Here is a 23879-nt window from a genome sequence, read left to right on the forward strand (position 1 = left end):
CTGGGGGCCATGTTGTTTTTATTATAGCACTTTGTTCTAGTACCAGGTACTATAAAGTGTTCGTTTGAAGCCGAAGAGCTGATGAAAAAACCTGTTATGGCAAAAGCCGATCTGATTCATGACAATGCCACTTTCGGCCATTCAACAGAGATGAGCTGGCTTCATCTGCTTTTAACAGAAAACAGCTTTCTGCACGTACAAGTTATCCCCGAAATGGAAGGGAAAAGGCCGTACGGGTGAGAGAAACCCTGCGCGCGATTGCTGAAGCAGACAGGAGAATCAGCTTTCTTGGTAAGGTGGATGCCGAATTAGCAGAAGAGGTTTGCGCGCTGCCCCTTTTTAAAATAAAATTCGCGTCAAAGCGGGCGGCGCCATAAAGGGGATTGCCCTCAATGATGAAGGGCGGATCAATTTATAGAGCATCTGGTTCAAAAGGTGAGCTGTTCTTTGAATACAGCTGGGATTGTTCGAATCTGTTGCTCGTGCGCTTGCAATAAGAAAGAGGCTCTTGATCAGAGCCTCTCTTCACTTAATGACCGGAATGTCCTCCGTCTTTCGATTTGATCTCGAGAATATCGTCAAGAATGCCTTGCGTCTGAAACGAAATGTCATCTTCTGAGCCGAGGATAAACCCATGATTGTAAGGCCCGTCCTGCGGATGCTTCTCAAAAAAAGGTTCGATATCGGCTAAATAGGAGTACACGCTTTGGTCAGCCTGTCCGTCTTTCAGCAAAAGCAGAGGCGCGTGTTTTCCTAAATGGGAAAATGGCGCTCCCGCGAGAGCGAGCTCAGGCTTTGCAGTTGATGCAAAGGATAAGCCGTGTCCCGGATCTGTGACGCCCCAGCCGAAATCGGTGTCTTGATCTTTGAATTTTGCAAATGCGATCGAGTTTGTCACAGGATCGTTTCCGGATATTCTTTTGACGGTTCCATATTCCTTTAAAGCTTTTTCCGTTTTTTCAGAAACTGCTGCTGCAGGGCCGAGTATATAAATGTTCGCTTTGCCGTCTCTTTTCTTTAATGCTTGAGCTGTTGCTTCGGGAATGCCTTGATTGTCGATGTAAAGGAGTGGCTCAGGCATGTGTGCGATCCAATTGACACTAGGCAAAGTGTAAAGCTCCGCACGATCCTCGGAGGACCCGATGATGACGCTTTTCGGATATTCACCCGCTGAGCTTGCATATTCCTCATCTATTTTTTCGGCGATCTCCGCCGGCTTTTCGCCGGTCAGCTGTTTGACTTTATACGATTTCAAGACCTTGAGTGCCTGTTTGTCAAAATTTCCGACAGCCAGGATTTGCGTGCCGTCGGAGGTTCCCAATGGACTTAAGCGCTTGATTTCGTTCTGGACGTTAAGAGAGAGTTGGTCCGTATCAGTGAACAAAACCGGTCCGTTATTCGGGTGATGGATCAGATCCGCTGCGGCCAGTGCTGTTTGCCACGAATCTTTGGAAACCAAAATGACGGCTCCGGGTCTGTTTTGTTTATGGGTGGCTGGCCATATCGTTTGCGAGGTTTTAATGCTCAGCTCTTCAGGAGTTTTGGCATCAAGCCTTGTTGTGTTTTTCGTGTTTTTGACGATCAAGCCTTCGGCCGCTTGTTTGTTGAAATCAGACGGGAGTGAAGCGGTTGTTTTCTTTTCTGCATCCGAATGCTCTTTCATTTGATGGTCATCATGTCCATTCCCTTGGTTAGAGCCTGAATTTTGGCATGCCGCCAAGACGAGAACAAACAGAAGCATGACAAAAAGAAAGCCGGATTTCATTTTCACGGTGTTTTCCTCCTTCGTGGTTTTGCCGCATAGTATACCTGTAAAATGTGCAAAACTGATGCAGAAATTGTATTAAGCTTCAGCAGGCAGGGAAATGACAAATTCGCTTCCTTTCGGATGTCTGCCGTTTACCGTAATCTCGCCGCCGTGGTGTTCGACAATTTCTTTGACGATGGCAAGTCCCATTCCGGTGCCGCCTGTTTGTCTCGACCTCGATTTATCGATGCGGTAAAAGCGGTCAAAAATATAGTCCCGTTCGCCCTCCGGAATTCCGCAGCCTTCATCGGCAACCGTGATCATGATACGGTCATTTGAAACCGCAGCCGTGACAGTCACATTTGTATCATGTTCAGAATAATGGCGGGCATTATTCAGCAGGTTTGTGATCACTTGGGAAAACCGCGTTTCATCAATCGAAACATACAAGTCTGCGGGAATGTGAGAGAAAAGTCCGATTCGCTTTTCCGCAAAGGCGATTTGCGATTTCTGAACTTCCTTTTCCACAAAGGTTTGAAGGTGAATCGGTTTCTTCTTGATCTGAAAGCCGGGCTGCTTCAATCTTGTCAGTAAAAATAGATCATCGACAAGGCGGGTCATGTTATCAGATTCTTCTTGAATAATCGACAAATAATGATTTCTTGCGGCTGGATCAAGCTTATCTCTCATCGCGATGTCAGCATAACCTTTAATGTATGTGATCGGTGTCCGCAGTTCATGGGCTACGCTTGAGAGAAAGTCGTTCCGTTCTTTTTGCAGCCGGTTCAGATCTGAAGAAAGGTTTTCGATCGAAGCGGCAAGCTCTCCCAGCTCATCATTCCGTTTAATATTCAGCGAAATATTGTCCCGGCCTTCTGCTATTTTTTCGGTTTTCGCTTTCATCATGATGATCGGCCTCGTCAATAAACGGCTGAACACATAGATGGCGGCGATCGTTAAGATGCCGGTTAAGCCAAAGCTGATGAAAAAACGATGGGTGATATCCTTTACCAGCGTCTGGATGGAGGACGTATCCAAATACATGAAAACATAACCGATCGTATCCCTGCCTTTTATAATCGGACTGATTGTACAGATGTATTTCGACGTTTTCCAATGGGACTCCAGAACGGTGCCTGAAGCGGGAATGTTTTTTTCTTCGAAATGAAGGTGTGCCGTCATATCTCCGGAGACAGACTGAGCCAGCACATTTCGTTTATGATCGGTGATGATGACGTTTGTATCTGCCTCCGTTTCCATCAGAGCCACATGTTCGATCGTTTTTTTGTCAAAATGTTTTTCCAAGACGTCTCTGTGGCTGTTGCCTCTTCCTTTTAGGGCGTGGATCTCTTCATTTATTCTTGTGTTGACGATCGACGTATACAGCGTGATAAAAAGAATCGCTTCGATGAACAGGGTTAACACGAAAAATGATCCTGCAAGCTTAAATGAAATTTTTTGCATTCGGTTTAGTTCCTTTGCTCGTCCATTTATAACCGATCCCATAGACGGTCTGAAGATATTGTTGAACGGGAAAACCCGCTTTTTTCAAACGGTTCCGCAAATTTCTCATATGTGAATCCACGGTGCGGGGGTCGATGTCAGAGTTGAATCCCCAAACACGCTCGATCAATTGGTCTCTTGTCAGCACCTGGTCCTGATGGTTTAAGAGGATGCCGAGCAGTTCAAACTCGCATGGTGTGAGGCCGGCTTCATTGTTTTTGATGCGGACCATATGGTTTTGTTTATTCCAGATTAAATCGCTGAAACGGATTTCTGAGCGCCCCCCGGTCCTGCGCAAGACGGCTTCTATTCTTGCAAGCAGCACTTTTTCGCTGAACGGCTTCGTTAAATAATCGTCCGCTCCTTGCGTCAGCCCGCGGACGATGTCATCCTGCCCATTTTTGGCCGTGAGCATGATCATCGGGACGTTCGTGAGCTTGCGGATTTCAGCGCATAAGGTCCAGCCGTCCATTTCCGGCATCATGATGTCCAAGATGACCAAATCAAATGTTTGTTTTTCAATCAGCCTCAGCGCTTCCTCTCCGGAAGCGGCTTTCGTACACGAGTACTTTTCCAAATAAAGTTCAAGCAGATCCAGCATCCGGATTTCGTCATCGATAAGCAGCACGTTCAATGTGTTTAGCACCTCTTTACTACCAAAAAATAGTGAAAATAAAAGATTGCTATTTTAAAAATATACCCTATAAGGGTATATGGATCAAGTTTGCTGGCGGGCATAAAGAGGTTTCTTTAAGTCATTTTGTCAGAAAGTATAAAAACCAGACGGCGTGATTTTGTTCATCAGCGGCCGCTCTTGTGAAGGCCTGTTTAATGGCAGGAGATTTGGCTTTGTCCGCGATGTCCAAATAAAAATCAACCGTTTCCTGTTCATCTTTAAGGGCGAATTCCAATCCGTCGCGGTATTGAGAAGGGCACGGCTCCGTAGTTTTGATGACAGGCTTCTGTCCGGCGAGGGACATGTAAATCTGTAAGAAGGTATTAAAGTGGCGAATTTCATCCTGTCTGATTTCTAAAATCTGTTTTTTAGTCCGAGAGTCGGGCGCCATTTGCGCGAGTTTTTGATAGCAAACAACAGCGCTGTGTTCGCCGTTCACCGCTTTTTCAATATCCTTGACAAGCTCCGTGTTTTGCCTGCCAAAGAAGGCGTGATCATATGGATAAGGCTCTGCATACCACATCTTTTTCACCTCGACATTTCATCGTTTATTTGCGCTGTCAGTATATGAATGACGATGGCAGCGCGTGCCTGTAGAAAAAGAGCGGAGAATGTGTCAATCATGTGAATCTATTTTAAAAAAATCAAGTTTGACGTAAAATGGATTTTAGTGCTGAAAAATGTCATATTGATGAAATTGGAGTGAGACGAATGAAAAAGATCATGTTGATGGGGATGACCGTTTTGCTGGCGGCCTTTTTACTGATCGGCTGTCAGGCGGAAAAAGGCGCATCAGGCAGCGGAAAGTCTGAAAGTGTACAGCTTACAGTCTCCGCGGCTGCAAGCCTCAAAGACGTGCTCACAGAACTCAAAGCTGAATATGAAAAAGATCATCCGAATGTAAGCGTCAAGTTTAACTTTGGCTCATCAGGCGCCCTCCAGCAGCAAATTGAACAGGGCGCACCGGCCGATTTGTTTTTTTCCGCCGCTGAAGACAAGTTTAATAAAGTGGTTGATAAAGGATTGATTGCGAAAAGCGACTCCGTCAAGCTTTTGGAAAACAGCCTTGTGCTGATCGTACCGAAAGGGAAAAGCGAGAAAGTAAACAGTTTTCAAGATTTACAGAAAGATAAAGTCGAAAATATCGCGATCGGCACCCCCGACTCTGTTCCGGCCGGAAAATATGGAAAAGAAACGTTGACGAATCTCCATTTATGGTCTAAAGTTCGTCCTAAACTCATTTACGGCAAAGATGTTCGGCAAGTGCTATCATATGTTGAAACGGGCAATACTGCTGCAGGCATCGTATATAAGACGGATGCCCTTTCTTCAGATCAGGTGAAGACGGTGGAAACCGCCGATAGCGGCCTGCACACTCCGATCATTTATCCGCTCGGGATTGTGAAAAATACGAAGCACAGAGCGCAGGCTGAGGATTTCTACAAATTTCTGCAAAGTGACAGTGCGATTCAAGTGATGGAAAAGTACGGATTTAAGAAAGGCTGAGCGCTGAAATGCTCGAAGAATTTCTTTCTCCCATCAAAATTTCCGTTGAAGTGTCAGTTGCGGCCGGCACCATCGCCGTTGTCCTTGGAACGGCTGCGGCCAGGCTCTTGGCCAAAAAAACGTTTAAAGGAAAATCCGTCATTGAGACCGTCATGATGCTGCCGCTCGTCCTGCCGCCGACTGTTGTCGGTTTCTTTTTAATCGTGATCTTCGGCCGGCAGAGCGTGATCGGCCGGATGATTGAAACCGTTTTTCAGGCCCCGCTCATTTTCACCTGGTGGGCCGCGGTGATCGCAGCGGCAGTCGTCGCGTTCCCTTTAATGTATCAGTCGGCCAAGTCGGGTTTTTTGGGAGTTGACCGGGAAATTGAAGATGCTGCACGAGTTGACGGGGCAAACGAATGGCAGGTTTTTTTGTTCGTCACGATTCCGCTTGCCTCAAATGCAATCATCACAGGCAGTGTGCTCAGCTTTGCCAGGGCGCTTGGCGAATTCGGGGCAACGCTGATGTTCGCCGGCATAATACCGGGTGTTACGCAGACGGTCCCGACGGCGATCTATGTGGCGATCGACTCCGGAAACATGACGCTGGCATGGCTGTGGGTCGCTTCGATTGCGTTGATTTCGTTTTTGATGCTGTTTTTTGTGCAGTTTAAGCAAAAATAACCGTATGGGGCAGAGCTCATACGGTTTTTGCCAGTTTTAGAGAATGGTTATTTTACGAATGATTCGATAGAATAAAGAGATGAGAAAAAACATAAAAGGAGGCGGACAAAGTGGGAGCAGTATTTTTATCAGGCAGGTCCGGGAGTGGAAAAACGACCTTTATTTTAAATGAAATCAGAGAAAAACTCCGCCATGAACCGCTCGGAAAACCGATCATTTTTCTAGTCCCGGATCAAATGACGTTTTTAATGGAATACGAGCTTAGCAAAACACATGATTTGGGCGGCACCATCCGCGCCCAGGTCTACAGTTTTTCAAGGCTTGCCTGGCGAATTCTCCAGCACACCGGAGGCGCAAACCGCCCGTTTTTGACGGGAACAGGGATTCAAATGCTGCTTCGCAAACTGATCGAAGAGCATAAGGAGGAATTCAAGGTCTATCAAAATGCGAGCGATAAGAGCGGATTTACGGAGCAGGTGGAACGGATGCTGACCGAATTCAAACGGCATTGCCTCACACCTGAAACCATCCGCGGGATGATGCAGGGAAGCGGGGTGTCGGAATATGAGGATGAACGGATTCTTGCCGATAAGCTGCACGATTTATATATTTTGTACAGCAAACTGGAAGAACATCTCGAGAACCGGTACGTTCAGTCGGAAGATTACTTGACGCTCCTGGCCGAGCAGATCCCGTATGCCGAAGAGATCAAAAACGCTTCCGTCTATGTGGACGGCTTTCATCAATTCACACCGCAGGAGATGGAGGTGCTTGAACAGCTGATGGCGCATGCCGGGGAGATGACGTTTTCTTTGACAGCGGACAAGCCGTTTACAAACAACATTCCCCATGAACTGCATCTATTTCGGATGACGGGCAAGGCGTATTATGATCTCTATCAAAAAGCGCAGGCGTTAGGCCTTGACCTGACAGAAGTTCGTCTTGAAGATGATAAGCGGCATAAGGACGCTCCGGAACTCCGGCATTTGGAACGGCATTTTGATGAACGGCCGATAAAAGCGTATACAGGAAAAATGGAGGCGCTCTCGATCATGCAGGCGGCCGGCAGAAGAACCGAAATCGAGGGGATCGCGCGCGAAATTCATTCCCTTGTCCGCAAAGGAACGCATCGACTGAGAGATATCGCCGTCATCGCCCGCAATGTCGAAGACTATAAGGATACGATAAAAGAAGTCTTTACCGATTACGATATTCCTTTTTTCATAGACGGCAAGGAATCGATGCAGAATCATCCGCTGATCGAATTGATCCGTTCAACCCTTGATATCATCAAGGGCAACTGGAGATATGAAGCGGTTTTCCGCTGCATCAAAACAGAGCTGTTATTTCCGCAGGATCAGCCGGCTGAACGGCTCAGGGAGCAGATTGACCAGCTCGAGAACTACTGCATCGCCTACGGCATAAAAGGAGAAAGGTGGACAAGCAAGGATCCGTTCACCTATCGAAGATATGCCTCCTTGGACGAGGACTTTGCCAAGACAGATCAGGAAATAGAGACTGAGCGGATGCTCAACGAATTGAAAGGCTGGATTGTCCCGCCTATTCACACGCTGCAAAAGCGCTTGAAAAAAGCCGGAACAGTCAGGGAGATGGCAGAAGCGCTATACCTTTACCTTGAAGAAGCCGATGTTCCGATGAAGCTTGAACAGGAAAGGCGGATGGCCGAAGAAGACGGCCGGATCGCGGAATCGCGGCAGCATGACCAGGTATGGGACGCCGTTATCCAGTTATTGGACGAGTTCGTCGAGATGATGGGAGAGGAACATATTTCCTTTTCCCTGTTTCAGCAAATGATCGATACCGGGTTGGAGTCTTTGAAATTCGCGCTGATTCCGCCAGCACTCGATCAGGTGTTTATCGGCAATATGGACCTTTCCAGAATGTATAAGACGAGCTGCGCATTTCTCATCGGCGCAAACGATGGCGTATTGCCGGCCCGGCCCGCTGATGACGGGGTTTTGTCTGATGACGACAGAGAATGGCTGAAACGAAACGGAGCCGAGCTTGCGGCGACGGGCAGGGAACAGCTTCTGGATGAGACCTTTCTGATCTATATGGCGCTTTCAAGCCCGTCTGAAAAGCTTTACGTTTCATATCCGATCGCCGATCCCGAAGGAAAGACACTCCTGCCTTCAACGGTTGTGAAGCAGCTGCACGAGCTGTTTCCCGATCACGGAGAAAAGATGCTGGTCAATGAGCCGGAACAAGTAAGCGATGAAGCGCAGCTTGAATTTCTTGTCAATAAAAGCGCGGCTTTAAGCTATTTGGCAGGACAGCTCAGGCTTTGGACAAGACAATATTCGATCAGCGACGTATGGTGGAGTACATACAACTTTTTGATGAATGAGCCTGACCGGCTCTTTTCCCGAAACATTTTGTCGAGCTTGTTTTTCCGAAATCAAGTGCAAAAGCTGAATCAGCAAGTGAGCCGCGATTTGTACGGGGAGAACATTCAGGGGAGCGTTTCACGGATGGAAACGTACAAAGCGTGTCCGTTTTCACACTTTGCTTCACACGGCTTAAAGCTGAAGGAACGGCAGTTTTTCAAACTTGAAGCGCCCGACATCGGCCAGCTGTTCCACTCGGCGTTGAAGCTGATCTCAGACCGGCTTCATGAGCTGAAACTGGAGTGGCGCGATCTGACGAAGGAACAATGTGACACATTGTCCACCGATGCCGTGGAACGGCTCGCCCCAAAATTGCAAAAAGAGATTCTGCTGAGCTCAAACCGCCATCATTATGTGAAGCAGAAGCTGCAAAAAATCATTTCCAGGGTTTCCGGCATTTTAAGCGAACATGCGAAAGCGAGCGGCTTCGCTCCCGTCGGTCTCGAGCTTGGATTCGGCGGGAACGGCCCGCTTCCGCCGATGCGGTTTACCTTGAAAAACGGATGCACAATGGAGCTTGTCGGCCGAATTGACAGGGTCGACAAAGCGGAAAGTTCAAAAGGTCTGCTGCTTCGGATCGTTGATTACAAATCGAGTGATAAAGGGCTTGATTTAGCAGAAGTCTATTACGGTCTCGCCCTGCAAATGCTGACATATCTTGATTTGTCCATCACCCATTCGGCGGACTGGCTCGGGATGAAGGCGACACCTGCTGGAGTTCTTTATTTTCATGTACATGATCCGATGATTCAGGCTTCCGTGCCGCTGGGCCTTGATGAGATTGAAAAGGAAATCTTCAAGCAATTTAAGATGAAAGGTCTGCTTTTAGGCGACCAGGAAGCGATCCGCTTGATGGATACGACCCTTGAACAGGGCCGATCAGACATCATCAGCGCCGGCCTGAAAAAAGACGGTTCGCTCCGTTCGGATTCCGCTGTCGTCACAGAGGATGACTTTCATTTATTGAGGCGCCACATTCGCCGGACGTTTCAAGAAGCCGGCGAGGAGATCACAGACGGCAACGTGTCGATTGAACCGTATAAATTAAAAGACAAAACACCGTGCACATACTGCGCTTTTAAATCGTTCTGCCAGTTTGACGAATCGCTTGAGGAGAATGAATACCGTATGCTGAAGCAGGAAAAAGACAATGTGATATTGGAGCGGTTGAAAAAGGAGGGTGAGACGAGTGGACATGACGAAGCCAAAGGGCAGCACATGGACAGATGATCAATGGAAGGCGATTGTCTCATCCGGCCGGGACATATTAGTTGCCGCAGCGGCGGGGTCCGGAAAAACGGCCGTTCTTGTCGAACGGATCATCCGAAAAATTACGAAAAAGGAAAACCCGATTGATGTGGACAGGCTGCTTGTCGTGACCTTTACGAATGCATCGGCGGCAGAGATGAAGCATCGGATCGGTGAAGCGCTTGAAAAAGAGATTGCCGAAAACCCCGGCTCCCTTCACTTGCGCAGACAGCTCGCTTTATTGAACAGGGCCAGCATCTCAACACTGCATTCATTCTGCCTGCAGGTCATTCGCAAATATTATTATCTGATCGACATCGATCCGGCTTTTCGGATCGCCGATCAGACCGAAGGCGAACTGCTTGGCGATGAGGTGCTTGATGAGCTGTTTGAAGATGAATATAAAAAAGGAGATCCCGCCTTTTTCGAACTTGTGGATCGATATACGACAGACCGCCATGATCTTGATTTGCAGTATCTTGTGAAGCGCGTCTATGAATTTTCACGGTCACATCCCGATCCGGAAGGCTGGCTTATAACATTTGCCGACCTTTATGACGCCGGTCAAGACACGGGTGTGGAGTCACTGCCGTTCTATCCTTATATTAAGGAAGATATCGCGCTCGTACTTGAAGGGGCGCGGGAAAAGCTTGCGCGTGCGCTGGAGCTGGCCAAACAGCCGGGCGGACCCGCTCCCCGCGCCGAAAACTTCGCGGACGATTTGGCGCAGATCGATAGGCTGATCGAGCACAAGGATGACTTTTCCGCCCTTTATGAGCTTGTTCCCGCTGTATCGTTCAAAAGGGCAAAACCGTGCAAAGGAGACGAGTTTGAGCCCGCATTAATCGATGAAGCGACAGAGCTCCGCAACGGTGCGAAAAAACAGCTGGAAAAACTGAAAAGCGATTATTTTGCCCGGACCCCTGATCAGCATTTGACTGACCTGAAGGCGATGAAGCCTGTCATTGATACGCTTGTCAAGCTTGTTCTGGAATATGGAAAGCGCTATAAGGCGGCGAAGCAAGAAAAGGCGATCGTGGATTTCTCTGATCTTGAGCACGATTGCCTGGCGATTTTGGCGCAAAAAAACGAAGCCGGCGAAACAGTGCCGAGTGAAGCGGCGAAGCATTACCGGCACCAGTTCCATGAGGTGCTTGTCGATGAGTACCAAGACACCAACCTTGTGCAGGAAGCGATTTTAAAGCTGGTCGCCAAAGAGGAGCATGAGGGGAACCTGTTTATGGTGGGCGATGTCAAACAGTCGATTTACCGCTTTCGCCTCGCAGAACCGCTTTTGTTTCTCTCGAAATATAAACGGTTTACAGAGGACGGCTCAGGCCCGGGCCAAAAAATCGATTTGAACAAAAACTTCCGCAGCCGTTCAGACATATTGGACAGCACCAATTTCTTGTTTAAGCAGCTGATGGGGGAAAAAGTCGGTGAAGTGGAATATGACGAACAAGCCGAATTGAAGCTCGGCGCATCTTACCCTCCGAATGAAGAAACAAAAACAGAGCTTGTGATCATCGAACAACAGGAACAAGCCGCCGATGAAGAAGCGGAGGAGCTTGAAACGGTTCAGCTGGAAGCGCGGGCCATGGCCGGACAGATCCGCAAACTGATTGCGGAGAAATTTCAGGTCTATGACGGCAAAACGAAAACGACCCGCAATATCCAATACCGCGATATTGTTGTTTTGCTGCGGTCCATGCCATGGGCGCCGCAGATTATGGACGAGTTCAAACAGCAGGGGATTCCCGTTTATGCGAATTTGTCGACAGGCTATTTTGAAGCGGCTGAAGTTTCCGTCACGCTTTCATTATTAAAAGTCATTGACAATGCGTACCAGGACATCCCGCTCGCCTCTGTGCTCAGATCTCCTGTCGTCGGCCTTGATGAAAATGAGCTTTCCCTGATCAGGATTCAGGACAAGAAAGCGACGTTCTACGAAGCGATGAAGGCTTACCTCGCGCTTGCCGACCGCAATGACAGCCTTTACGATAAGCTCCGCCGCTTTGAAGGGCTTCTGAAAAAATGGAGAGTGTTTGCGAAAAACCACTCGGTAGCTGAGCTGATTTGGGAAATTTACCGCGATACGAAATACTTGGATTATGTTGGCGGAATGCCGGGCGGAAAACAGCGGCAGGCCAACCTGCGCGCGCTTTACGACCGGGCGAGATCATATGAAGCGACTTCATTCCGCGGCCTGTTCCGCTTTTTAAGATTTATTGAGCGGATGCAGGAGCGCGGCGATGACCTCGGAACGGCAAGAGCTCTCAGCGAACAGGAGGATGTCGTGCGGCTGATGACGATCCATTCAAGCAAAGGGCTGGAATTTCCTGTCGTGTTCACGGCAGGGATCGGCCGGAGCTTTAATATGATGGATCTGAACAAACCGTATCTGCTCGATAAAGAGCTCGGCTTCGGCACGAAATTCATCCATCCAAAATGGCGGATCAGCTATCCGACGCTGCCTCTTGTGGCGATGAAGAAAAAAATGCGCCGCGAACTTTTGTCAGAGGAACTGCGCGTCTTGTACGTCGCACTGACACGTGCGAAGGAAAAGCTTTATTTGCTCGGATCGGCAAAAGATAAGGAAAAGCTCTTGGCGAAATGGCGAACTTCGGCTGCGCGGCCGGGATGGCTGCTGCCGGACTTTGACCGCTTTCAGGCCAAATCTTACTTGGATTTTGTCGGTCCGGCCGTAGTGCGTCACAGGGATATGGCAGGTGTTGGCCTCGATTCGGCGGATGACGAAATCCGGCATCACCCGTCCCGCTTTCAGATCAGCTGGCTCTCCGCCGCTGACCTTCAAGCCGAAAACGGTAAACAAGCCGGGGACGAAAAACAGGAAAGGCTGGCCCAAATTCAAATGGGACAGCCGATCAATGCCCGGTTTGACTATCAAAAAGAAGTCGGAGAACGGCTGACATGGTCATATCCACATCAAGACGCAGCGAAAATCCGCACCAAACAGTCTGTTTCCGAAATCAAGAGGCAAAAGGAATATGAGGACGAGTACGGTGACCGTTCATTGATCCGCCAGACAAATGAGTCACACCTGTTCAGACGGCCATCCTTTATGATGGCGAAGGGACTAACCGCGGCCGAACGCGGAACGGCGATGCACACCGTCATGCAGCACATCCCGCTTTCGAAAGCTCCGGAACAAGACGAGCTCAGCCTCTTTCTCGACAGGCTTGTTCAACATGAGCTTTTAACAGAAGAGCAGCGCGCTGCAATCGATGAAGACGATATTCTCGCGTTTTTCGAAACGGAGATCGGTGAAAAGCTCCTCGGCGCCCGCCGGGTGGAGCGTGAAGTTCCCTTTAATATGACGCTTCCGGCCGGAGAGGTTTATCCCGAATTGCAGACAGCGGACGAACCCGTGTTGATTCAGGGAATAATCGACTGTTTGTTTGAGACGGCTGACGGGTTTTATTTGCTCGATTACAAAACAGACCGGATACAAGGGAAATACGCAAACGGCATGGCCGACGCCGAGCCGGCTTTAAGGAAACGCTATGAAACTCAGATTCAACTTTATTCACGCGCTGTTGAAACAATGCTCAAGACCCCGCTTGCAGGCCGCGCCCTGTACTTTTTTGACGGCGGGCATGTACTCAAGTTTTAACAATCTGCTTCCCCCTTTATCAGGGGGAAGTGTTGATCAAAGAGAGGTGGACCCATATTGAGAATTTTACATACAGCTGACTGGCATCTGGGAAAGACGCTTGAAGGAAGAAGCCGCTTGAAGGAGCAGGAGGATTTTCTTGAAGAACTTGCCGAGATCGTAAAAGACGAGAAAATCGATGCCGTTGTCATGGCAGGGGATGCTTTTGACACAGTAAACCCGCCTGCGCTTGCCGAACAGCTATTTTACGAAAGCCTCTCCGCCTTATCTGATAAAGGAAAGCGTCCGGTCGTCGTCATTGCCGGAAACCATGACAACCCGGACCGCCTTTCCGCTGCCTCACCGTTGACGACAGATCACGGTATCCACCTGATCGGATACCCGCAAAGTGAGCCGGTTGATATCGAAGTCGCGTCTTCCGGGGATATCCTGTCTGTTGCGGCGCTTGCCTATCCTTCAGAATCGAGATTGAATCAAGTGCTGTCAGAGACTTTTGATGAAAAGCTGCTTCGCGACCAGTATGACGAGAAAATCAGGCAGACTTTTCAGCATATGTGTCAGAAGTTCAGAAAGGATGCCGTCCAGATTGCGGCAAGCCACATCTATGTGGCGGGCGGCAGCCAGACGGATTCAGAGCGGCCGATCGAAGTCGGGGGCGCATATACGGTTGCGGCCGAAAGCCTCCCTGAAACAGCCGCATATGTGGCGCTCGGCCACCTTCACCGTCCGCAGACGATCAAACGCGCCCGTACGCTTGCCAGATATTCCGGCTCACCGCTCGCTTACAGCTTTTCGGAAGCCGGATACGCCAAATCGGTCACGGTCGTTGAAGCCGAACCGGGCAAACCGGCCGAATGGAAGGAAGTGTTTCTGTCGAGCGGCAAACCGCTTGTGAAATGGAAGGCGACCGAAGGGATCTCGCAAGTGTACAGCTGGCTCGAGGAAGAACGGGATAAGAACGCATGGATCGATCTTGACATCCATCTGACGGACCAGCTCTCGATCGAAGAGATCCATCGTTTGCGAAAAGCGCATCAGGGAATCATCCACATCCGTCCGGTGTTTGAAGACCTTCCGATTGACAAAAAAACGGCTCAGTCGCGGCGTATTCCGATTGAAGAACGGTTCAAAGCATTCTATGAAAGACAGACCGGCGGCGCGGTTCCCGATGAAGAAACCGTAAAGCTGTTTATGGAGCTTGCCTCCGGTGAGGAACTAGAAGAGGGGGATGAAAGATGAAGCCGGTTTCCCTGTCCATCAAAGGTTTGCACAGCTTCAGGGAAGAGCAGGTCATCGACTTCGAAAGCCTGTGTGATGCCGGGGTCTTCGGTATTTTCGGACCGACCGGCAGCGGAAAATCATCGATTCTCGATGCCATGACCCTGGCTTTATACGGAAAAGTCGAACGGGCTTCAAACAACACGCACGGCATTTTGAACCATGCCGAAGATGAGCTTGCTGTCTCTTTCACCTTCAAGCTGCAGAAAAATCATGAAACGGCTTATAAAGTCGAGCGGGTTTTCAAACGGACAGATCCGGTCAAGGTGAAAACCACTATCTGCCGTTTCATTGAAATGAAAGAGGAACAAACGGTTTTAGCTGACAAAGCGAATGAAGTCAACCGCAAAGTCGAGGAGCTTCTTGGTCTTACGATCGATGATTTCACAAGAGCGGTCGTCCTGCCGCAAGGGAAATTCGCTGAATTTCTGTCCTTAAAAGGAGCGGACCGCAGGCAGATGCTTCAGCGCCTCTTCAACCTTGAACAGTATGGCGACCGCCTCGTGAAAAGACTCAAACGACAGACGCAAAAAGCGTATGCGAAAAAAAATGAAATGCTCGCCGAACAAGCAGGGCTGGGCGATGCCGGTGAAGAAGCGCTTCAACGAGCACAACAGCATCTGGAAGAAGCAGAACAGGCATTGCAACATAAACGGGATGAGCGCGAACAAAAAGTGCAGCACTTTACGGAATGCCAGGAAATCTGGAATCTGCAAAAGGAAAAGGAAGGATATGCAAAAGAAGAGGCGGAACTGTTAAAGAAAAAAGACGCGATTGCCGAAAAAGAAAACCGTTTGCGGCTGGCCGAAACAGCCCGTATGCTGAAACCGTATGCCGATAGCTATCTGGGAGCGCAAACAGATGCCGAACGGGCCGAACAGGAAGAAAAAAAGGCCCGCGAGGAATTGAAGACATTTGAAAATCGTTTAGAGAGGGAGCAAGAGGATTATGAAAGCTTCAGAACGCTAAAGAAGGAACAAGAACCTGAGCTTCTGAAGCAGGAGGAACAGCTCACCGCACTGAAGGAAATTGAAAAGAAGCGGCTCGCCATTCAAAAAGAATTAGATCGGAAACAGGAAGAGAAGAGATTAAAAGAGGACGAAATCAAACGTGCTGCCGATGAATTGGAAAAAGTAAAAAGCCTTCTGGAAAGGGGCGCCGACAGGCAGAATCAGCTGAAAAAAGAACTGAAATCCGTTCAGGTGACAAGCGAAGAACGGAAAAACTGCCGCGACGCCGGCCAGCTTGCTTTTCAAATCCGGCAGCTTCAGCATGAGGCGGTACAAGAGCAGGAACGCCTTGACAAACAGAAAGCGGCAGTCACTCAGCTGCAACGCGAACAGCAGGAGCTCGACCGTGCGATGAGAACAGAGGAGGAGCATATTCAATCTGTTTTTGCCGCAGTTGAACGCGCTTATGCGCTTGTTTGCGAAACGGACAGATCTCTCTCCGAAGCGGTTCATCAGGCGGTTCAGAAAAAGGATGACATCCTCTCCAAACGCGAACAGGCTAAAATCGAGGAGCTTACAAAAGAACTGTCCAAACATCTCAAAGAAGGTGAGCCGTGTCCTGTCTGCGGTTCCACACATCATGAAAACCCTGCACACACAAGCGGCGGAACCGTCTCATTCAAAGAAACGGAAGCCGAATTAAAGGAAGCGGAAACGATCATCTCGGAAGCTTCCGCGTTGGCGCAGGAATTTCTTTCTGCCAAAGTGGCTCTTGAACAGCAGTCAGACCATTTGATCAGCGAATGTCCGTTTTTAATCAGAAGCGCACCCGATTCCGGCATGCAGGAGACCGCCGCAGCTGTGGAAGAAGGAACGGCCGCCGAACGCTTCAGGCAAATCCGTTTTGAATGGAAGGGAATCAAACAGGATATCCATGAAGCGAAAAGCCGTATGGCCAAACTGCTTCATGCGTATAAAGAAGCGGCCAAAAAACGCGAACAGATCCGCGATCAGATCACTTATGAAACAAAAGAGCAAGAACGGCTGAAACAGCGGGTCGGGCACCTTGATGATTCGTTGAGCGAACATAAGAAAAGCTTTGGCGAACGTTTTGCCGGACTTACCCCTGAACAGGCTCAGGAATGGCAAACATCAATTGAGGAAAAAGACCAAGCCGCAGAAGATTATGAGAAAAGGATCGAAAAGAGCGTCACGTTTCTAAAAGAGCAGGAACTGCTGAAAGAAAAGCTGACAGTGCGCCTGTATGAATTGGACAAAGAAAAGCTCGACCTTCATTATTCGCTTGAAAGCCTGAAAAAAGAACTAAGCGACTGCCAAAAAGAGCTTCAGGATTACCCGGATACAGCGGCAATCGAAGAACGGCTGCAGAACGTCAAACAACAATTGAATCAGCTGAACGACAAGGAAAAAACACTTTATGAACAGCTGAAGGAAACAGAGTCGCGCATCAGCCGTTTACGAGGCCACACAAAAGGCTGTGAGCTCGCTTTGCGGGAAGCATCTGCAAGGCTTGCAAAAGCGGCGGACGAGTGGGCGGAAAAAGCCCGAAACACAATGTTTAATGAAGCAGCCGAGGTGCAAAACCATCTTTTGGACAATGAAGAGCTTGACCGTTTGAGACAGGACATTCAATCTTATTGGGATCAAACGAAGCAGTGTGAAGCAAATATCAGGCGGATTGCGGAAAAACTTGGAGCCAGATCGATTTCCCCCGCAGAATGGGAAAAGGCCGCCGAGCTAAAGGAACAGGCGGAAGAAGCATACAGCACGGCATTAGAGGAAAGGGGAGCAGCCGGAAAAGCGCTCGCCGTCATTCATGAAAACCATAAACGGTTTAAAAAACTTGAAGCATCATTGACAGAATGGCAGACTTATATCGACCGTCTTGATAAGCTTCAAGCCGTCTTCAAAGGGAACAGCTTTGTTGAATATTTGGCGGAAGAACAGCTTGAAAGCGTGACAAGAGACGCATCGGCCCGACTCGGAGGCCTGACAAGGCAAAGGTATGCGATTGAAGTTGATTCAGAAGGCGGATTCGTTATGAGGGACGACGCCAATGGCGGAGTCAAACGCCCTGTCACAAGCTTGTCAGGAGGCGAAACATTCCTGACATCGCTGGCCCTTGCCCTCGCTCTGTCAGCACAGATCCAGCTTCGGGGGGAATATCCGCTTCAGTTCTTCTTTTTGGATGAAGGCTTCGGCACGCTTGACCAGGAATTGCTGGACACGGTCGTCACAGCTTTGGAAAAGCTTCAGTCTGACAATCTCTCAGTCGGCGTGATCAGCCATGTCCAGGAGCTTCGCGCGAGGCTTCCGAAAAAATTGATCGTTCATCCCGCAGAGCCGAGCGGAAAAGGAACGGCCGTATCGCTTGAAATGATTTGAATGAGATCGGAAATTCATGATAGAGTGCCGGTAAAAAGCAGCCTCCTTCTCTAACGAAGAGGCTGCTTTAAGCATTTCCGACAACATTCTGATCGCTTACATCGGGGTCTATATAATTTGTCGCGTTTATACCACTGTTGACGATAAGGAAATCTCCAGTATTACCAGCACCAGAACCGAGTGCAGATTTTGACGTGCTTTTTGGAGAAAGATAAAAGGAATCGCCGAAATTCACTACTCCTCCTGAGATTTCGTTGATCTTAATAGGTCCGACAATGGCTGGCATGTTGATCGACATCCTTTTTAGAAGTCTCGCAGACAGTATATGTCGGCCGCCCTGCTATTGTGAGTTTATTGAATGAGCTTTCTAATATGCTTCACCCTCGAATCGGCCATGATGCGGCGGGTCGAGCCCACCTGAGCAACAGAAGAAGTGGAAACACCCCAAATTTTAACCGCTCTGACACGAATGGCCGGAACTTCATGGAAAAAGGCTGTACGGACGCCGGTTTCAGGCAGCAAATGGGGAATTGGCTGCCGATACAGCTGAAAGTCATCCTGCCGAAACGAACCTTCATATCCGAAAAAAAGCGATAACGATCTTTGAACAGCGAGAATCTTTGTCTTGAGGTTCAGTTCGTCAACATCTCCGATTTTCAACGTGCTGGTGATCCCCACCGACTCCGCTTTTAAAAACTTTACCTTTGACGTTCTGATCATGACGTTTCAGGAGGCAGCGGCCTGAAAGGCCCGATGATCAGCGATTCCGGCGGCGTATCAAAAATGGATGACAGTGAAATGCATTCGGTATCTCCCACCAGAAAAACAGAGGAACTTGAAACCGCGGTAATATGAATGTTTCCCACATCAAAATCGCGGTTCACAACAGTAAAATTCATTCGTGATCAGCCCCTTTCTCAGGTATCGTTTTGAGAAAATGCTCGATTGCCCGGGTGACATCTTGTTTGACATAATCAGCCAACCGCTCGGCATGCTCTTTTGGAGAGAGGGAATCATCCGGTTTTACATGTTTCACATAATAGCGGATGCGGCTGTCGATCTGCTTTCGTATGTCTTCTATGATATGCTGCCGGTTTGTATCATCCAGTTTGCTTTCATAGCGATTTTCAAGCTGTTCGAGCAGAAGGGGGGCTTCTTCGTTTAAGTAGGCGTCGACGATTTGCCTCGTTTGCTGCATCAGCTGGCTGTGTAATTCCTGCTGAAGCATTCCCATTCCGATATCCGGCGACTGCTTGCTGATCTCAAAATTCTCCAAATTGTCGGGGTCAGCCGGATTGAGTCCGATGTTCAGCGTTCCGTCCAGCCGTTCGATTTTCAACTGATCAAATTTGTATTCGATCCGGTCGATCCGGGTGCCGGGATTTTCTTTCAGCTGGTTTAATTCAGTTTGTAAAGCGATCATCTGCCTTTCAATTTGCTGGATTTGCGCAGCCTGCTGCTGCAAATATGCATACCAGTTTTGTCCGTAAGAGGGATTGCTCTGTTTCATGATAACCACCCCATTTATTGAATCGTCACAGATGGAGCATGAAGAGGAACGAGGACTTGAGAAGGCTGCCCCTCTCCGAAAGCTTCGTCCATAGGTGCTCCGGTTACCGGCGGCGCCGGTTCCGTATAGCTTCCGGTATTGTAGAGATTGGCAAGCGTTTTGATCGAACCGGCGCTGCCGATCTGCAGAACGGAAGAATTGCTGATGCCGTCGACCCTTAAATAATTGATTTGTATCGTTTGATTAATATAAAAGTTCATGCCTTGCCCCCCTTACAGATTACCTGCGATCGGCTGATCAATGCTATCGTTGTCATAGACGTTGGTAATGCTGTTTTGGTTGTATACACTTAATCCGTCTCCGGTATTGAAGCTTCCGGCGCCCGCAAATGTTTTAACTTCGGCATAAGGAGAAATCGTAATGCAGTCTCCGACATGAACAACGCCGCTCGTACCGACGGCATTTACTTTAAAAGCTCCGACAATCGCTGGCATTTTAGAGGCACATCCTTTACATTGAACAAACATTTATTGATGGGCTATTCACCATATCTTATGTTTTTTAGGCGCATCTGTGACTGATTGCTATGCTTCAAAGAATGTGAAAGATGAGCATGGAACTTTTTCGAAAAGAGAACGTAAGAAAGAAGAGATTGGAGGGAGTCGTATGTATTTTTCCGGAAATGTGCAGTCAATAGCGGCCGCGCTGCTGTTTTTTGCCGCAGCGTACAGCATAGGGATCAAAAAACAGACGTGGATATTGCGTGGATTTCGCGAGGAGAGAATCAGGGATAAGGATAAACTGGCGAAAATCACCGGATATTTCTTTCTGAACAGCGGATTTTTATTATTGCTGAACGGTTTTATTCATATCCCGTACCAGGAATCGTTTACCTCTTCTGCAATCCTTGCATATGGCGTCTGTACGATCGTTTATGTGCAAAAGACATTGGTTGAATAAGCGCAAAATAAGGGGCGATTATCAAAACGTGCGCTGATTGGCGTTTTTGAAAGTGTCTTCTTGAAGCAGGCTGTTTTCTTGCTTCTGCATCCTCTGATTCAGCAGGCTGTCCAATTCCTGACTGCATTGAATGGCTTCTTTGGAGTTGATTCCGAATTTTTCGGCAGTTTCAATTAAGGCCAGTCTTTTTGCTTCAATTTTATTGTTCATCATCGCAGTCTCCAACTTTCAATTGATTTTTTTGATCCGCTCGTTTGAGAAGAAGGCTTCTCATTGTTTCTGATAATGCTAGTATACCCTATTTTGCGCTAAAAGGATTTTTTTCGTCAATATGACAAAAAATGTGACATGATTTTCGGCCTTTTGGAACAGAAAGCCGCCATGCGGTCCCGCTAAAACCTGGAAAGCTCGAACAGGAGGAAGCGTTTTCTTTTGTCGATGTAATGAAAGATCTGTTTCTGTTCCTCTTCAAGACGGTCGAAAGTAACGGCTGTATAAGGGTCTTGCTCAAGGTATGGAGCGATGTCAGCGTGCCACTTTGTCATGTAAGGAGCTATCTGTCTGATGGTAAATTCATGCTGCAATATGTTTTTCATTAACATAAAGTATTGCGATTTATACTTTGGAATATCAAGAAGTCTGGCGGACAATGTATTATAGCCGGTCACCGGAATGTGGTCGTGCTTCATCTCTTCCCCATGGATATTCCGCCCCCATGTCGCGTCATAATCCCAAGGAATGATTTGAAATGTTTTTGCGTCATCATTTAAATAAAGGGCGTAATTATGAACAAAACCGTCGAAGTTTTGCGTGCAGACGGCGCCGATCAGCCAGAGCAAATATTGTTTGACATCGAGATAACGTTTAATTTCTTTTTCAAAAACGCCGTCTTTTGCCGTATTGACGAAATAGATGAACTCTTCCAAGTATTTGTCATGGATATTGGAGCCTGTTTTTTGCTCATAACCCTGCCGGAGGTTTTGCTTTGCCTTTTTATCGAAAGAGCTGAGCAGTGAAAAGTTGGCGTCGTCATCCACCGCATAATAGATCGCCCCGTCTGTTAAATGTCTCCTCTTTAGAAATTCATCGTCAACAGATTCGATTTTTAAATAGATGCCTTCCTTTTTTCCGTTTACATAGAGGAAACAATGTGAGGCTGATGGAGAAAGGACGCCGATTCTTTCAAAAAAATGAAAGGAAAGCCTGTTGCGGATGAAGGAAGGGTCGTTGTATTCAGCATTTAAATGAAATTCGGCTTCCGGTTTTTTCCCTGTCTGTTTTTGATATTGAACAAAATAGGATTTCTTCCGGAGTTTGCGGGTGTGAGCCCCTCTGTATGAAATGAAGACCGGCGCTTGTTTTGAAACGGTTTGAAGCATTCCAGGAACCGCTTTGTCATTCCAGATATCTTTTTTTAAATCGAGCAGATCCTTTGGACGAACATGAAGCCTGAAGGCGGCCAAAGCAGTGGCACTCATCATCATTTCCTCCTTTTCCAGCTGCCATATCATATGTGTAAAAAGCCTGTCCCGGAAGCGGTCCGCCCAATCCTGAGCAAAAAACAGTCATTTGCCTTAGTCCACCTGTCTTCACCTTGCGTATGATAAAGCAGGACATGAAAAGGAGGGTAAAAGAATGAGTGATGTCCATGATCATGACATTAAAAAAGCTGTGGACCAGCTTAAAAGTGAAGGAAGAGACCATTATTTAGACCGTGAACCTGACTCGGCCGGTTCTTTCAAAGGCAGGCGCCCGTATAGTATTTGGGATGAATGGTGGGGGTTTAGACCGCACAGAAGCAAAAAACCGGACAAAAGCAAGCATGACAAAAGCAAGCATGATAAAAGCAAGAAACCGGACGATTGCAGCAAACCCGACAAAAGCAAGAAGCCGGACGACTGCAAATCACACAAAAGCAAAAAGCCGGACGACTGCAAATCACACAAAAGCAAGAAGCCGGACGACTGCAAATCACACAAAAGCAAGAAGCCGGATGACTGCAAATCGCACAAAAGCAAGAAGCCGGATGACTGCAAATCGCACAAAAGCAAGAAGCCGGATGACTGCAAATCGCACAAAAGCAAAAAGCCGGATCGTTGCAAAAAACACGACCACTGCCGACACAAACGGCGGGATCACTCCCATAAAAGAACCCATCATCACAAAAGAGGCAGAGACGGCTTTGAAACGATTACAACATGGTCTGACGGAAACCTGGAAGAAATTAAATACCGGAAACGGTAGTATGAGCGGCTTGCATGGTAAGCCGCCATTTTCTTTTTTAGGCATGACTTTTGATGCGGTTTTGAGAAAGCAAAAAGGATTTTGAAATGTTGTAGAGAATATGTAAAAAGGTTGAAATCATAACTCGGGGGAATTTTTATGAAGTTTGCGACAGCAGAGCTGCACAGCCGCAGATTTGTAGGGCTTGTCATGGATGATAGAATCATGGATCTGAAGAAGGCGGAAAAAAAGCTGTTTGAGCTTGAAACGATACCTGATACACTCATCGAATGTGTCGGTGAGGGAGACAAGTTTGTCCGTCATGTCGAGCAGCTCGTCGAGTGGTCAAAAAAGAAAAACAGCGAGGAAAGCGGTTCTTTCATTTATCCGCTTTCAGATGTCAAACTGCTTGCACCGATTCCTGCGCCGCGGAAAAACATAATGTGCGTCGGCAAGAACTATCGGGATCATGCGATTGAAATGGGGAGCGAAGCGGATATTCCCGAGCATATCATGGTTTTTACAAAAGCGCCGACTTCAGTGATCGGGCACAGGGAAGCGATTGACGCCCACAAAGGCGTGACAGAAGCGCTCGATTATGAAGGAGAGCTTGCGGTCGTGATCGGAAAATCCGGAAAAAACATTCCGAAAGCCGAAGCGCTGGACTATGTATTCGGCTACACGATTATGAACGACGTGACGGCGCGCGATCTGCAAAAGCGGCATAAGCAATTTTTCATAGGGAAAAGCTTGGATACGACCTGTCCGATGGGCCCTTTTCTCGTACATAAATCGATGGTTGGCGACCCTCAGAACCTGAAAGTGGAGACGCGGGTGAACGGCGAACTCCGCCAGTCCGGATATACGAAAGATATGATATTTCCGGTGGCGGAAATGATCGAAACGCTTTCCAGCGGAATGACGCTTGAAGCGGGTGACATTATTGCTACCGGAACGCCTTCGGGAGTAGGCAAGGGTTTTAATCCGCCGAAGTTCCTCCGGGAAGGTGACCAAATTGAGATCACGATAGAGCCAATCGGGACGCTTTCGAATCAAGTGAAATAAGTCCTTGTGAAAAAATGGTTGATCTTGTATAATAAAGCTATTATTTTTTAAGAAAAGAGGGATGTGTGATGAGAAAGGATATTGCAATGTTTGCCGGACA

At 48.1% G+C, this 23879-nt stretch carries 22 protein-coding genes; 10 read left to right on the forward strand and 12 right to left on the reverse strand.

Annotated features, from left to right (window positions below; translation table 11 throughout):
- Nucleotides 1–81 precede the first annotated feature (81 nt).
- Nucleotides 82–240 carry a hypothetical protein gene (locus M654_RS07600; protein ID WP_163170554.1) on the forward strand — a complete coding sequence of 53 codons (159 nt, stop codon included), beginning with the start codon at nucleotides 82–84 and terminating at the stop codon, nucleotides 238–240.
- A gap of 289 nt (nucleotides 241–529) precedes the next feature.
- Here the strand turns inward: M654_RS07600 and M654_RS07605 are convergent, their stop codons facing one another.
- From M654_RS07605 to M654_RS07620, 4 genes are all read right to left on the reverse strand, one after another.
- The gene (locus M654_RS07605; RefSeq protein WP_026586322.1) at nucleotides 530–1771 is read right to left on the reverse strand and encodes a hypothetical protein; all 1242 of its coding nucleotides are present in this window, start codon (nucleotides 1769–1771) and stop codon (nucleotides 530–532) included.
- Nucleotides 1772–1843: 72 nt separating this feature from the next.
- A complete protein-coding gene (locus M654_RS07610; protein WP_026586323.1) occupies nucleotides 1844–3211 on the reverse strand; it encodes a sensor histidine kinase in 1368 nt (455 codons plus the stop codon).
- Nucleotides 3192–3884, reverse strand: coding sequence for a response regulator transcription factor (locus tag M654_RS07615; protein ID WP_026586324.1), 693 nt, complete (start codon nucleotides 3882–3884; stop codon nucleotides 3192–3194). Before M654_RS07615 ends, M654_RS07610 begins: the two co-directional genes overlap by 20 nt.
- Nucleotides 3885–4005: 121 nt before the next feature.
- On the reverse strand, nucleotides 4006–4449 hold the full coding sequence (locus M654_RS07620) for a ferritin-like domain-containing protein (protein ID WP_026586325.1): 444 nt from the start codon (nucleotides 4447–4449) through the stop codon (nucleotides 4006–4008).
- Nucleotides 4450–4637: 188 nt separating this feature from the next.
- Here M654_RS07620 and modA point away from each other — a divergent pair, with 188 nt between their 5' ends.
- From modA to sbcC, 6 genes are all read left to right on the forward strand, one after another.
- Complete coding sequence (modA, locus tag M654_RS07625) at nucleotides 4638–5432, forward strand: molybdate ABC transporter substrate-binding protein (RefSeq protein WP_026586326.1); 795 nt, start codon at nucleotides 4638–4640, stop codon at nucleotides 5430–5432.
- Between the two features lie 8 nt (nucleotides 5433–5440).
- Nucleotides 5441–6097 (forward strand): molybdate ABC transporter permease subunit, encoded by a 657-nt coding sequence (gene modB / locus M654_RS07630; protein WP_026586327.1) that lies wholly within the window; start codon nucleotides 5441–5443, stop codon nucleotides 6095–6097.
- Nucleotides 6098–6207: 110 nt separating this feature from the next.
- Entirely contained in the window at nucleotides 6208–9735 is a 3528-nt protein-coding gene (gene addB, locus M654_RS07635) for a helicase-exonuclease AddAB subunit AddB (protein WP_026586328.1), read from the forward strand.
- Entirely contained in the window at nucleotides 9695–13387 is a 3693-nt protein-coding gene (gene addA / locus M654_RS07640) for a helicase-exonuclease AddAB subunit AddA (RefSeq protein WP_077737082.1), read from the forward strand. Before addB ends, addA begins: the two co-directional genes overlap by 41 nt.
- A gap of 57 nt (nucleotides 13388–13444) precedes the next feature.
- On the forward strand, nucleotides 13445–14626 hold the full coding sequence (gene sbcD, locus M654_RS07645; RefSeq protein WP_026586329.1) for an exonuclease subunit SbcD: 1182 nt from the start codon (nucleotides 13445–13447) through the stop codon (nucleotides 14624–14626).
- A complete protein-coding gene (gene sbcC / locus M654_RS07650) occupies nucleotides 14623–18021 on the forward strand; it encodes an exonuclease subunit SbcC (protein ID WP_026586330.1) in 3399 nt (1132 codons plus the stop codon). Before sbcD ends, sbcC begins: the two co-directional genes overlap by 4 nt.
- A gap of 67 nt (nucleotides 18022–18088) precedes the next feature.
- Here sbcC and M654_RS07655 read toward each other — a convergent pair whose 3' ends face one another.
- The 6 genes from M654_RS07655 to M654_RS07680 all read right to left on the reverse strand — a co-directional run bounded on the left by M654_RS07655 (nucleotide 18089) and on the right by M654_RS07680 (nucleotide 20025).
- Entirely contained in the window at nucleotides 18089–18307 is a 219-nt protein-coding gene (locus M654_RS07655) for a spore germination protein (RefSeq protein WP_026586331.1), read from the reverse strand.
- 65 nt (nucleotides 18308–18372) lie between these two features.
- On the reverse strand, nucleotides 18373–18741 hold the full coding sequence (locus tag M654_RS07660) for a spore germination protein GerPE (RefSeq protein ID WP_026586332.1): 369 nt from the start codon (nucleotides 18739–18741) through the stop codon (nucleotides 18373–18375).
- Entirely contained in the window at nucleotides 18738–18920 is a 183-nt protein-coding gene (locus M654_RS07665; protein ID WP_026586333.1) for a hypothetical protein, read from the reverse strand. Before M654_RS07665 ends, M654_RS07660 begins: the two co-directional genes overlap by 4 nt.
- The gene (locus M654_RS07670) at nucleotides 18917–19531 is read right to left on the reverse strand and encodes a spore germination protein GerPC (protein ID WP_026586334.1); all 615 of its coding nucleotides are present in this window, start codon (nucleotides 19529–19531) and stop codon (nucleotides 18917–18919) included. Before M654_RS07670 ends, M654_RS07665 begins: the two co-directional genes overlap by 4 nt.
- A gap of 14 nt (nucleotides 19532–19545) precedes the next feature.
- Complete coding sequence (locus M654_RS07675; protein ID WP_026586335.1) at nucleotides 19546–19791, reverse strand: spore germination protein GerPB; 246 nt, start codon at nucleotides 19789–19791, stop codon at nucleotides 19546–19548.
- A 12-nt stretch (nucleotides 19792–19803) separates the two neighbouring features.
- Nucleotides 19804–20025, reverse strand: coding sequence for a spore germination protein (locus tag M654_RS07680; protein WP_026586336.1), 222 nt, complete (start codon nucleotides 20023–20025; stop codon nucleotides 19804–19806).
- Between the two features lie 172 nt (nucleotides 20026–20197).
- On the opposite strand from M654_RS07680, the gene M654_RS07685 reads away from it, so the two are divergent.
- Complete coding sequence (locus M654_RS07685) at nucleotides 20198–20491, forward strand: DUF3784 domain-containing protein (protein ID WP_035427991.1); 294 nt, start codon at nucleotides 20198–20200, stop codon at nucleotides 20489–20491.
- A 21-nt stretch (nucleotides 20492–20512) separates the two neighbouring features.
- On the opposite strand, the gene M654_RS07690 is transcribed toward M654_RS07685, so the two are convergent.
- Together M654_RS07690 and M654_RS07695 are read right to left on the reverse strand one after the other, a co-directional pair.
- A complete protein-coding gene (locus tag M654_RS07690; RefSeq protein ID WP_026586338.1) occupies nucleotides 20513–20701 on the reverse strand; it encodes an aspartyl-phosphate phosphatase Spo0E family protein in 189 nt (62 codons plus the stop codon).
- Between the two features lie 182 nt (nucleotides 20702–20883).
- Nucleotides 20884–21969, reverse strand: a complete 1086-nt coding sequence (locus M654_RS07695) for a CotH kinase family protein (protein ID WP_026586339.1) — start codon at nucleotides 21967–21969, stop codon at nucleotides 20884–20886.
- 157 nt (nucleotides 21970–22126) lie between these two features.
- Here M654_RS07695 and cotG point away from each other — a divergent pair, with 157 nt between their 5' ends.
- Together cotG and M654_RS07705 are read left to right on the forward strand one after the other, a co-directional pair.
- Nucleotides 22127–22735 carry a CotG/ExsB N-terminal domain-containing protein gene (gene cotG / locus M654_RS07700; protein ID WP_026586340.1) on the forward strand — a complete coding sequence of 203 codons (609 nt, stop codon included), beginning with the start codon at nucleotides 22127–22129 and terminating at the stop codon, nucleotides 22733–22735.
- A 138-nt stretch (nucleotides 22736–22873) separates the two neighbouring features.
- The gene (locus tag M654_RS07705; RefSeq protein ID WP_026586341.1) at nucleotides 22874–23779 is read left to right on the forward strand and encodes a fumarylacetoacetate hydrolase family protein; all 906 of its coding nucleotides are present in this window, start codon (nucleotides 22874–22876) and stop codon (nucleotides 23777–23779) included.
- Nucleotides 23780–23879 lie beyond the last annotated feature (100 nt).

It is taken from the genome of Bacillus sp. NSP9.1, assembly GCF_000465465.2.
In the GTDB taxonomy this organism is placed as follows: Bacteria; Bacillota; Bacilli; order Bacillales; family Bacillaceae; genus Bacillus; species Bacillus sonorensis_A.

Bases quoted from the DNA above. Each gene is read 5' to 3' on its own strand.
- M654_RS07600 (WP_163170554.1), top strand. From the start codon at position 82: ATGAAAAAACCTGTTATGGCAAAAGCCGATCTGATTCATGACAATGCC.
- M654_RS07610 (WP_026586323.1), bottom strand. From the start codon at position 3,211: ATGCAAAAAATTTCATTTAAGCTTGCAGGATCATTTTTCGTGTTAACC.
- M654_RS07620 (WP_026586325.1), bottom strand. From the start codon at position 4,449: ATGTGGTATGCAGAGCCTTATCCATATGATCACGCCTTCTTTGGCAGG.
- modA (WP_026586326.1), top strand. From the start codon at position 4,638: ATGAAAAAGATCATGTTGATGGGGATGACCGTTTTGCTGGCGGCCTTT.
- modB (WP_026586327.1), top strand. From the start codon at position 5,441: ATGCTCGAAGAATTTCTTTCTCCCATCAAAATTTCCGTTGAAGTGTCA.
- sbcC (WP_026586330.1), top strand. From the start codon at position 14,623: ATGAAGCCGGTTTCCCTGTCCATCAAAGGTTTGCACAGCTTCAGGGAA.
- M654_RS07655 (WP_026586331.1), bottom strand. From the start codon at position 18,307: ATGCCAGCCATTGTCGGACCTATTAAGATCAACGAAATCTCAGGAGGA.
- M654_RS07660 (WP_026586332.1), bottom strand. From the start codon at position 18,741: ATGATCAGAACGTCAAAGGTAAAGTTTTTAAAAGCGGAGTCGGTGGGG.
- M654_RS07665 (WP_026586333.1), bottom strand. From the start codon at position 18,920: ATGAATTTTACTGTTGTGAACCGCGATTTTGATGTGGGAAACATTCAT.
- M654_RS07670 (WP_026586334.1), bottom strand. From the start codon at position 19,531: ATGAAACAGAGCAATCCCTCTTACGGACAAAACTGGTATGCATATTTG.
- M654_RS07675 (WP_026586335.1), bottom strand. From the start codon at position 19,791: ATGAACTTTTATATTAATCAAACGATACAAATCAATTATTTAAGGGTC.
- M654_RS07680 (WP_026586336.1), bottom strand. From the start codon at position 20,025: ATGCCAGCGATTGTCGGAGCTTTTAAAGTAAATGCCGTCGGTACGAGC.
- M654_RS07685 (WP_035427991.1), top strand. From the start codon at position 20,198: ATGTATTTTTCCGGAAATGTGCAGTCAATAGCGGCCGCGCTGCTGTTT.
- M654_RS07690 (WP_026586338.1), bottom strand. From the start codon at position 20,701: ATGAACAATAAAATTGAAGCAAAAAGACTGGCCTTAATTGAAACTGCC.
- M654_RS07695 (WP_026586339.1), bottom strand. From the start codon at position 21,969: ATGAGTGCCACTGCTTTGGCCGCCTTCAGGCTTCATGTTCGTCCAAAG.
- cotG (WP_026586340.1), top strand. From the start codon at position 22,127: ATGAGTGATGTCCATGATCATGACATTAAAAAAGCTGTGGACCAGCTT.
- M654_RS07705 (WP_026586341.1), top strand. From the start codon at position 22,874: ATGAAGTTTGCGACAGCAGAGCTGCACAGCCGCAGATTTGTAGGGCTT.